Source organism: Colwellia marinimaniae, from assembly GCF_002207865.1.
GTDB lineage: Bacteria > Pseudomonadota > Gammaproteobacteria > Enterobacterales > Alteromonadaceae > Colwellia > Colwellia marinimaniae.
Map to the genome: position 1 here is coordinate 116,201 of NZ_BDQM01000005.1, position 11,510 is coordinate 127,710.

Here is an 11,510-nt window from a genome sequence, read left to right on the forward strand (position 1 = left end):
GCTCCTATGTCGGCTTATTTTACTAATAATTCAAATGTCCCCCCTGGTCCACAATTAACGGATCCTAACGCTAGCCCGATATTTTTTGATCGTAATAAAAAAGCATTTTTAGTGCTAGTGCTGGTGTTGTGTTTGTTACCTAGCTTACTCAATGTACTTGGCATCGATTTCTCTTCAAATATCACGGCACTCAATTTCAAGCAAACTATCGAAGCTAATCATTTGTTTTATGCCCTTGCCGGAGCACTTCACCACACGTTATTAGAATGGTCCGCTGTAGTTTTAGCTTTACTTACTTTTATTTTGGCACTGGTGCATTATCGAATTCATCGGGATGTTGCCATCCCGATAATGGGTATGGCTATTTTTTGTGCTGGCTCAGTCGATGCTTTTCATACCTTGGCAGCCACCCGTATTATTTCAGCACAAGCAGAAAATACCGATTTTATTCCTTTTACTTGGGCTTTATCACGGATATTTAATGCTTGTATCATGATAACCGGCACCTTGATATCTTTTATGCTTTACGCCAGAGAGCACCAAGCTGACAAGGCTGACAAGGCTGACAAGGGTATCGAACATAGTAAGGAATATGAAAAAAATAAGCGTAAATCAGATTATCGGACCATACTCATTATTGGCCTTTGTTTTATTACACTGGCTTATGTCTTAGTTCATGTTGCCGCTAATAGTACCAGCTTACCGCAAACCATGTTTAAACAAGCTCTGATCACTCGCCCTTATGATGTCTTACCTTTAGGTCTATTTATCTTTGCCGGTAGCTTATTTATCAACCTATATCGGCAATTTCCCACCATAGCCAAATATGGTTTATTGCTCAGTGTCATCCCCGAAGTGACCACACAAATTCATATGGCCTTTGGTTCAACGGCATTGTTTGATAACCACTTTAATATTGCCCATGGTTTGAAAATACTGGCTTACGGTTGTGCATTTTTAGGCTTACTCTTTGATCTAAAAACCAGCTCAATAAGTCAATTGAGCACGGGCACAGGAGAAAAATTTTCGCCAATAAGTCCACTGACAAATAAAAATGATGATGTTCTCTTGCAAAGTCAACTATTAGACGTTGGCCACGCTCGGCATTCTATTAGCATGCAAATACCTATTGCCGCTTTTGTTTTGGTATTAAGTGTTGCTACTTTGGTGAGCTTTTTATTTTATTTTGAAACTGAACGCTTGTTAATTCAACAAACAAGCAATGAAGTGGCGATTGAAAGTAAACTTGTTGAACCTATGATCAAACAACTTTACCGCCAAGCCAATACTGACATCTTATTTTTGAGTCGTATGCCAGGTGTACTAGGGATGCTTAACTCTTTTAACGACATTGATGAGCACAACTATCGATTATGGAAAAGCCGAATGGAGCAAACATTCAGTGAGTTTCTTATTAATAAAGAATTTTATTATCAGATCCGCTATATAGGCATAGCCAATAACGGCCAAGAATTAGTTAACGTGCGCAATGATAGCCAGAGTATCGTTATACCCAGCTCTCGTCTACAACAAAAGGCTGCTCGTCCCTATTTTAAAGCCACTATAGATAAAGATCCCGGCCAAGTATATTTCTCAAAAATAGAACTTGCTAAAAATTACGGTGAAGTTGAAAAACCTCATAATCCGGTTTTACGAGTAGCGACACCAATATACCATCCAACCACAGGTGATATCTTTGGCCTTATCGTTATTAATATAAATTTCGGTAACTTTATCGCCCAACTTAAAAGCAGAGAATTGAGTCAATTATCTTTTTATTTAACCAATGAAGAGGGGGATTTTGTTTCCCACCCAGATAATAGTAAAACCTTTGGCTTCAATCTAGGACATCGATATTTAATACAAGATGAATTTCCTCAGTTAAAATCGGTTATTAGTGAACAATTAACAGAATATAAAATAGCGGCAGTCACTATTGATGAGCACAACTATCTTGGTCATTACCAACAAGTCAATTTAAATCGCTTTGATAACATTCATCAACTTAACTTATTGCTATTAAAAGACAGCACTGATATGGAGCAAACGCTAGCGGCCTTTAGAATGCGGAGCTTATTACTTGGTAGTGCCTTGGCCTTAGTCGCATTAGCCATAGCAACCATTGCGGCTAGGCGTATTGCCACGCCATTGCAACAAATAACAGACAGCATAGAAAATTATGATAAATATAATACCTTAAGCGCCCTACCCACCAAGAGTAATACCGAAATTGGCGTACTGGCTCGCAGCTTTAGCAACTTATTTACCCAAATGCAATTTGCCCTGCGAGAGCAAGAGCACTCGGCACTACTGGCAAAACAAAGCTCTGAACAAATACAAGCCATTTTCTCAAGTGCTGCGGAGGGTTTCATCACCATCAATGAGCAAGGCAGTATTATTGCTTTTAACCAAGCAGCGCAAGAAATGTTTGGCTATAGCGAAGCTGAGGCGCTTGAGCAAAATGTTCGTACTTTAATGCCAATGCAGCAAAGTACCAAACACGATGGCTACCTTAATCAATATAAAGCCACGGGCATAGCCCATATAATGGGTATAGGCAGAAAGTTACGTGCCCAGAAAAAGTCAGGGGAAATATTTCCCATTCACTTATCAATATCTAAAGTCACCAGTGAACAAGGCATAGTTTTTACCGGTATTATCAGAGACATTTCAAAAGAAGAACTACTCGAATTAGAACAAGAACAACATCAACACGCTTTAATGGCAGTAAACGAAAGGGTAAGCCTAGCAACAGACGCGGCCGGCATAGGCATTTGGCAATACGATATAGCAAATGACAAGCTTTCGTGGGATAAATGGATGCATAAAATATATGCAACAGTGCCACAAGAATTTTCAGGGAATTTAGCGCATTGGCAAAAGTCGGTTCATCCTGGAGATATTGCCTCAGCTAATCAAGCGGTATTAGAAGCCATTGCCCAGAAGACTAAATTAGATGATGAGTTTAGGATAATTACCCCAAGCGGTACGATAAAACACATTAAAGCAATGGCTTTAATCAAACTCGATAGTCAGGGCGAAGCGGTACAAATGATAGGTGTTAACTTTGATATTACCGAGCGTAAGGTTGTTGAGCAAGAACACATTGCCGCCAAAGAATTAGCAGAAGATACGGCTCGTCATAAAGCCGAATTTCTTGCCAGTATGAGCCATGAAATTCGTACCCCGATGAATGGCATTATCGGCATGCTTGGTTTACTACAGAGAAATGAATTAAGCGAAGAACAGAGGCATAGAGTAGATCTGGCTAATTCAAGTGCAGAATCGCTACTGACTTTGATTAACGATATTCTTGATTTTTCTAAAATAGAGGCAGGTAAGCTTGATTTAGAAGTGATAGATTTTGACTTAAGAAATCTTTTTGGTGAATTTAGTGAGTCACTGGCGTTAAAAAGCCAAGAAAAAAATATTGAGATCATTCTAGATAATAGAGGCATTCAACAAAGTCATGTGAAAGGTGATCCTGGCCGCCTTAGACAAATCCTTAACAACCTAACAGACAATGCTATTAAATTTACCAACCAAGGTGAAATAGTCATTACGGCAAAATTAACCGAAGCACAAGCAATGAATAGTGGCGAAGAAAATCAACTAACCTTGCATTGTAGTATTAGTGATACCGGCATAGGAATTCCATCCGATCAGATAGCTAAATTATTCCAATCCTTTACTCAAGTTGATGCCTCAACCACGAGAAAATACGGTGGTACTGGCTTAGGGCTCGCCATTTGTAAACAGCTATGTCAATTAATGCAAGGGGATATAAAGGTATCCAGCACGGTAGGACAGGGCTCTAACTTTTCATTTACGGTAAGTTTAGCTAAAAGTAAACAAGCTAGGATTGTGCTACCTGATGTTGATATAAATAATGTACCTATGTTAATCGTTGATGATAATGCAACGAACCGATTGGTACTAAAGGCTCAGTTAGAGCATTGGGGAGCAATAGTTTATGAAGCTGATGGTGGTTTATCCGCGTTGGCTTTACTTGAAAATAATGCCCTTAACCAAGAACAAAGCAATATAAAAATGGCTTTCTTGGATATGTATATGCCACAGATGGATGGGGCAACATTGGCTAAAAAGGTAAAAGAGCTGCCAAATTTAGCTGAGCTAAAGCTGGTGATGATGACATCGATGGCAAGCCGTGGTGATGCAAGCTATTTTAGAGGGCTTGGCTTTTCGGCTTACTTCCCAAAACCAGCCATTACTGAGGATTTATTTAAAACCTTAAGTTTGTGTTTATCACAGAGCACAACATCATCAGCACAATTACCTCTTATTACTCATCACTATTTAAATGAACTAGGCTCTGCTGAGGACGTTAATAACAATAATGACTTAAGCCAGTGTCGATTATTATTGGTCGAAGACAATCGCATAAACCAAGAAGTAGCACGTCATATTTTAGCTGAATTTGGCATAGTGCCGGACATTGCGGTTAATGGCTTAGAGGCATTAACGTTACTTAACGCAACCAAAGGTCAATCAACAAAGGGACAAGCAACTCCAGATGAAGCGCCATACGATATTATTTTAATGGACTGCCAAATGCCTGAAATGGATGGTTATCAAGCTACCGCAGCCATTCGTCAAGGAGAGGCAGGAGAAAAAAATAAGGCTATAACAATTATTGCTATGACCGCCAATGCCATGAAAGGAGATAGGGAAAAGTGCCTTGCCGCAGGTATGACTGATTATCTAAGCAAACCTATTGAGCCAGTAAAGCTGAAAGAAAAACTTAGACAGTACCTTAATTTAGTCATTAAAACTGAAACGATTAGCCCTGCAATCCCAAGTAAACTTGCGCAAGAGCTAGTAACTAAAACCGCCGATAAAACAGCGGCTACCAATAGTGATATTCATTTTGCTGAAGAACAAGACCAAGACCAAGAACAACTGATGGTATGGCACAGAGGTAACTTTAGTAAACGCTTAAATAACAATGAAGAATTTCAATACAAGCTCATAGCGCTGTTTATTGAAGAAACGCCAAAACAATTTAACGCCTTAGCACAAAGTATTCACCAGCAAGATAACAAACTACAACATGAAATTAGTCATAAAATTCAAGGAATGTCGGCAAATTTAAGTGCTGAATCTTTACTCAAACACACCAAGAATTTCAATCAATATGTAAAAACGTCTAGCCCGGATAATACGCAAATAGATGAACTATTCCAAGCGATGCAATTAGCTTATCAAGCACTTGAACAAGAACTAAAACGAGTATTAAATGAGAAACTCATTGAGAGCTGAGACTAAGAAGAAAAATAATGCCTTTAGCTAACTAACGCCGGTTAGTTTGTGTAATTTTAGCGTTATTAAATCTGCTTAAATTTGATATGCCAAGCACATTAAGGTATTAATAGGGGCGTAACGACAGCAAACAATAATACTAAAAAATAGCTAAAGGTTATCACTACACATGATTAAACGTATTCTGCCCATTTATCATACGGGTTGGTTTTATCTGCTTCTATTATTCTGGGGTTTTAGTTTTTGGTATGTATCCATTGGCGGTCTAAACCAGGTAAACCAATTAAATATCAATGCCCTCGCTCAGCTAACATCTACACCAACATTACCCAAAAATAAGCCAACGTCTGAGGCAACTGAAATTTTAACCTTGTATTCCTCCTTCGACGAACACGAGATAGACTCAATATCGACAATATTGTCATCGCACCCTCAAAGTCAAATCACCTTACTGGGGACACCTTCAAGAAAATTTATGACAAGGCTGGAAAGCTATTTAGCTACCAGTCCGAGAAAAAATAAAATTGTCATCGCTGCCAACAATAGTTGGTCAAAACAAAAACTAAATACACCATCATCAACACTCTATACCAGCACGTTGGCTTGGTTTCGTTACTCTGCCCATAACCTAAAACAAACCCGCTCAGAACACTTTATTTACAGTCCGTTTTTAATCAATAAACGACAAAGCTTCCCGATATTATGGCAACAGCAAGAGGAAGTCTACTTAAGTTTAGTGGGTGAAATTCTACGGCAATTAAGTGTAAATACCGAGCTTAGCCTGAATCAAAGTTGGCAGCTTAGTTTAACTAACACAGACAACGAGCAAGTGACTAAAAAATTGTCCTTAGGCTTTTTTGGGGAGATTTTTACCTCAGGGGCAGCTTACTCTATTCAGCAAACAGCTCAAGATAAACAAGGAAATAAGGGCATAGCCGCTCAGGAACTTACTAGCGTTAAGGCATTTGTTGCTCAGGGAATCAGTAAAGCGGTTAGTGCTGTGCCTACACCGCTATATAAAGTTATAATCATCACTGACCATAAGCAATTCCAGCACAAAATGGTGCTGGGGGTACTTAAAGAATTACTGCAACAGGATTATTTATCTCAAAAGTTAAGCACTATTTTATTGTGCTGGGCTTTGTTCGTAATCGCTTTAAGTTTAGCTTGGTTTATACGTTGTATGCCCATGAAGCAACAACTACTAAGTATAGTGAGCTACTGCTTAGTGTTATTTATCATACAATTTTTCATGTTCAAGCAACATCAGTGGCTTGAGGTGTTGCCCGTGGTGTTTTTTCTGGCGGGCTCATGGCTATTACTTTTCGCTTATCAAAAAGAGTGCCAGTTGTTTTTATCGGCCCTAAAGGGACAAACAGCGCAGTTAAATAGTACCGCACGTGCCACAGCAATAGTCGACAAAGGGCAATCATTGAGCAATCAACAAGTAAAAATAGCAACAACGGGAAACATGCAAGTGCCTTTGTCAGTGGACACTACCCCTATGCTCGAAGAAGAATTGCAACAAACCTTAGTGATACTTGATAAGCCAAGACAAACTAGCACTAAACATCACTTAACGGTTGCGAGTTTCGGCCGCTATCAAGTGGAAGGTATATTAGGCAAAGGTGCCATGGGCATTGTTTACCAAGGTGTTGACCCTAAAATAAACCGTCACGTGGCCATTAAAACCCTGCAATTAAGTGATGATATCGACTCAGCTGGGTTTATTGAAGCTAAGGAAAGATTTTTTAGGGAAGCACAAACGGCTGGTGGCCTAAGTCATGCAAATATAGTCACTATTTATGACGTTGGTGAAGAACAAAACCTCGGCTATATCGCCATGGATTTACTTACCGGCGCGCCATTATCACTTTTTACTCAGCCAGGGCAAACACTACCAACGCCATTGGTTTATCAGCTATTAATACAAATAGCCGATGCCTTAGACTATGCCCATAAGCAAAATGTGGTTCATAGAGATATCAAGCCAGCCAACATTATTTATGATGATGACTTGCTCAAAGTTACGGTAACAGACTTTGGCATAGCCTACGTCAGTGATAACAGTAAAACCCGTACGGGTATCATTATGGGCAGCCCTTATTACATGTCACCCGAGCAAATACTCGGCTTAAAAGTAGATGGACGTAGTGATATTTTTAGTTTAGGGGTAACATTTTACCAACTACTTTGTGGCTATTTACCTTTTGAGGGAGAGTCCATCGCTACCGTTGCCTATCAAATTACCAAAGCAAAAGCCATTGCTGTTAATCAACGAAATACTGCTCTACCGACAAGTGCTCTACGTATATGTAGTAAAGCCATGCATAAAGATATAACTAAGCGTTATCAAACAATGGCTGAATTTAAGTTAGCCTTGGCAAATGCGCTGAAAAGAGACTTTAAGATCAGCGCTAACTAATAAAGTAACCTATGAACTGCGCCACTAAATAGCCACTTTTCATCATAAGATAAAGGAAGTAACCGTTAACTCCTATGAATTATCACATTAAGTCCCTATGTCATCAGGGCGCGATACGAGACAATAATGAAGATGCGATAAGTTATGGCATCAATGAAGAGTTAGGCATTATTTGGATGCTAGTCGCAGACGGCATGGGTGGCCATAATGCTGGCGAAGTTGCTAGCGCTATGTTAGTTGACCATATCAAGAAAGCCTGGGATAAAATTTCCGTTAGTCCATACCCCCATTGGGATAGCTGGATTACCAAGCAGCTTAATGGCGCAAACATGGCTATTTTACAGCAAGCAAAAAACCAGCAAACACAACAAGGCATGGGCACTACTGGCGTATTGATGGTAATAGACCAGTATAACTGCCATATTGGCTGGGTTGGCGACTCGCGCGCTTACTCTTTTAAAAGTGAGCAATTACAACAAGAGACTGTCGACCACACCATGGTGCAAGAATTAGTCAATAAAGGCGTAATAAGCGCGGCAACAGCAAAAAAATCCAATACAAAAAATATGCTTTCACAAGCGATTGGTGTGCGAGAAAAAATAACCATTGATACAGTAACCATAGTAATAAGTAATGGCGATACCATAATGTTATCAACCGACGGCTTACATGATTATTTAACTGAACAAGAAATCAGTCACTATTTATCTCAATTTTCTGTTAATAAAAATGTCTGTCATGACATGATAAAGCAAGCAATAGCCAAAAACAGTCGAGATAACCTGACGGTAGGTTTAATCAATTTACCCCATAAACCAGCATAGTTATAACTAAAGAGTAATAACAAAATTAGGAGTTTATATGGCTTATTTAGCCTTAAGTGTTGAAGATGTAATTATTAATAAATGGCAGTTAGTCGAGGGGGTTTTACTCATAGGTCGAGCAAGTAGTAATGACATTCAAATTAATGACGCCGCTGTTAGTTCAACACATGCACGATTAATTACCGAGCCAGACCCCTATATTGATGGCCAACTGATTACTTATATTGAAGATCTTGCCAGTACTAATGGTACCGAATTAAATGGTAACAAGATCTCTCGTGAAAAATTAAATCATGATGACATGGTCACCATAGGTTTCAACCAGTTTCAGTTAATTGATAAACAATCAAATACCCTCGATGAAACCGCCATTATTATTAGCTAGTACAAAAATCAGACAGTTATCACATACGCTTAGGATTAAAACCACGCCAATTGATTGATAAGCAATAAAACTCATGTAATGAAACTCGATGAAACCGCCATTATTATTAGCTAGTACAAAAATCAGACAGTTATCACATACGCTTAGAATTTAAACCACGCCAATTGATTGATAAGCAATAAAACTCATGTAATGAAACTCGATGAAGCCGCCATTATTAGCTAGTACAAAGATCAGACAGTTATCACATACGCTTAGAATTTAAACCACGCCAATTGATTGATAAGCAATAAAACTCATGTAATGAAACTCGATGAAGCCGCCATTATTAGCTAGTACAAAGATCAGACAGTTATCACATACGCTTAGAATTTAAACCACGCCAATTGATTGATAAGCAATAAAACTCATGTAATGAAACTCGATAAAAACGCCATTATTATTGGCGAGTTAAGGGGGATCACTTGCTAAGCAAATTTTTGCCTTGCGATTCAATGAATTCATTCATTACTAGGTTAAAATAAGACTGTCGGCGCGAGGTCATATTATCATGCTGGCGACTTAGCTGTTTTCTACGTTGATTACTTTTAAATGGTCTTTTCATTTTATCATTCTCAATAAGAGCAGCGTTAGAATTGTGTCTACTATAGCCTACTAAAATGTCACTTTTATGACAGTATAATCACAAGGATGTCATGTCTTTAGCAAGCGAATTCTTGCCACTTTTACATAAATGATGGCGACAAGAAAAGCTCTTTTTTATTAAGGCATGCGGCAATAAGGCATTTGAAACCAGGTGAAGAGTAGAACTAAGAAGAAAGTGATTAATTCACCGCTCTCTGCTGTTGAAGATGATTATAGTGCAGGCTTTAGCTAAGGTAGCGAAGTTGCAGCAGTGACTTTTATTGTAGCGTCTCTTTTTCGGCTTCTTTAACCTTAGTGGCTAACGGTATTGGCAAAGCTTCACCGTCAGCAAGCGGGTTTTCTCCTGATAAGTATTCTTCTTGCTGTTGCTCTAAAGCTAAAGCTTGCTCCTTAGCTTTATTATCTAACCAGCTTAAGGTGTCATAATAGCGACGAATATTGTCAACGTAATGCACTGGCTCTTCACCACGCGCATAACCATGTTTAGTATTTTTGTAATATTTTTTCTGCTGTAATAATGGTAAACGAGTTTTCACCTCTACCCAGCGATCTGGATCGCCACCTTGGCGCTGGGTAATAATTCTAGCATCGTTTAAATGACCAAAACCAATATTATAAGAAGCAAGGGCAAACCAAATACGATCTGGACTCGGTATTCTATCAGGCATCATAGCTATCATACGCTTAAAGTATTTTGCCCCACCCCGAATACTTTGTTCGGTATCTAAACGACTTTTTATACCCATTTGTTTCGCGGTTGCTAACGTCAACATCATCATGCCGCGAACCCCAGTATATGAACGTGCGGTTGGATTCCAGTGTGATTCTTGGTAACTAATGGCCGCCAATAAACGCCAATCAAGCTCTTGCGCATACTTCTCAAATAGCCGTTGATATTTAGGTAACGTACTTGCTACCGCTTTAATAAAGGTTCGAGTTTCAACATAGTTAAACTGTTCAATATGGCCATAATACTTGTCATCTAGCGCCAGTAAAGTACCGTCGTGATGCACCTTACCAAAAAACTCAACCAAGCTTGCTAAAATATCATCATGACTATTCTCACTGACCATCCAAGCTAAAGGCTCTGGTTGTTTAATACTAAAGCCAATACTTATCTCAGGGTAATAACTGCGGTTAATGGCTAAATTATTACTGTCAATAACGGTATAATCTATTTCACCACTGAGTACTTTCGCCAGTAACTCTTCGCTATCAAAATCTATGGTCTCTTGCCAAGTGAGCTCACTGTGTGTTTTTTTTAACTTTTCCAAATTTTCCACATAGCTTGACCCAGTCGTAACCATCAACTTACCCGTTAAGTCGGCCACTTCTCTCGGTCTTACATTACCTTGCTTGAACACTAACTTCTGGCTGATGGTTTCATAACTTGGCGCAAATCGAAAACGTTGCCGGCGTTTTTCAGTTATCGATAGACTTGCAGCCAACAAATCAACTTCACCGGTATTTAACTTAATAAAAAGCTCATCCAAGCTATAACTTGGAATGATGCGCAATTCAACATTAAGCGATTGTGCATACTTTTTTGCTAATTCATATTCAAAACCGGCAAAACCATTGGCTGTGGTGTAATAGTTTGTCGGACCAAAAAAAGTGCCGACATTAATATAACCTCGGTGCAAAATACGCGATAAACTGGCACTGTCATTTTTTTTATCACAGGCACTTAAGAAGCTAGTGGCAAAAATAACCAAGAGTAAAGAGGCAAACTTAGTTACTAACTTACTCTCTAACCGAGTAATGAGCTTAGCTTTTATTGAAACAGTTAAATATTTAGTCATAAGCTCAATTGTGTCGTGTATTGTGCTATTAGCCAAGTACTTTTTACTTGACACTAGTGTTAAGTTTTTACTTGACTTTTTCCATTAACAAAAGCGTTAATTTCAACTATAATACGCGCGAAATTTTCGGTTTGCTTTCACTGTATAAA

At 38.8% G+C, this 11,510-nt stretch carries 5 protein-coding genes; 4 read left to right on the forward strand and 1 reads right to left on the reverse strand.

Annotated elements, in window-relative coordinates; genetic code table 11:
- The first annotated feature begins 6 nt into the window (after nucleotides 1-6).
- The 4 genes from MTCD1_RS04965 (at nucleotide 7) to MTCD1_RS04980 (ending at nucleotide 8,914) form a co-directional block, all read left to right on the forward strand.
- Nucleotides 7-5,280 (forward strand): response regulator, encoded by a 5,274-nt coding sequence (locus MTCD1_RS04965; RefSeq protein ID WP_057181643.1) that lies wholly within the window; start codon nucleotides 7-9, stop codon nucleotides 5,278-5,280.
- A gap of 169 nt (nucleotides 5,281-5,449) precedes the next feature.
- The gene (locus tag MTCD1_RS04970) at nucleotides 5,450-7,705 is read left to right on the forward strand and encodes a serine/threonine-protein kinase (RefSeq protein WP_082606547.1); all 2,256 of its coding nucleotides are present in this window, start codon (nucleotides 5,450-5,452) and stop codon (nucleotides 7,703-7,705) included.
- Nucleotides 7,706-7,779: 74 nt separating this feature from the next.
- Nucleotides 7,780-8,529 (forward strand): PP2C family protein-serine/threonine phosphatase, encoded by a 750-nt coding sequence (locus MTCD1_RS04975; RefSeq protein WP_057181645.1) that lies wholly within the window; start codon nucleotides 7,780-7,782, stop codon nucleotides 8,527-8,529.
- A gap of 37 nt (nucleotides 8,530-8,566) precedes the next feature.
- A complete protein-coding gene (locus tag MTCD1_RS04980; RefSeq protein ID WP_057181646.1) occupies nucleotides 8,567-8,914 on the forward strand; it encodes an FHA domain-containing protein in 348 nt (115 codons plus the stop codon).
- A 902-nt stretch (nucleotides 8,915-9,816) separates the two neighbouring features.
- On the opposite strand, the gene mltF is transcribed toward MTCD1_RS04980, so the two are convergent.
- Nucleotides 9,817-11,361 carry a membrane-bound lytic murein transglycosylase MltF gene (gene mltF / locus MTCD1_RS04985; protein WP_231733061.1) on the reverse strand — a complete coding sequence of 515 codons (1,545 nt, stop codon included), beginning with the start codon at nucleotides 11,359-11,361 and terminating at the stop codon, nucleotides 9,817-9,819.
- Nucleotides 11,362-11,510 lie beyond the last annotated feature (149 nt).

Bases quoted from the DNA above. Each gene is read 5' to 3' on its own strand.
- MTCD1_RS04965 (WP_057181643.1), top strand. From the start codon at position 7: ATGTCGGCTTATTTTACTAATAATTCAAATGTCCCCCCTGGTCCACAA.
- MTCD1_RS04970 (WP_082606547.1), top strand. From the start codon at position 5,450: ATGATTAAACGTATTCTGCCCATTTATCATACGGGTTGGTTTTATCTG.
- MTCD1_RS04975 (WP_057181645.1), top strand. From the start codon at position 7,780: ATGAATTATCACATTAAGTCCCTATGTCATCAGGGCGCGATACGAGAC.
- MTCD1_RS04980 (WP_057181646.1), top strand. From the start codon at position 8,567: ATGGCTTATTTAGCCTTAAGTGTTGAAGATGTAATTATTAATAAATGG.
- mltF (WP_231733061.1), bottom strand. From the start codon at position 11,361: ATGACTAAATATTTAACTGTTTCAATAAAAGCTAAGCTCATTACTCGG.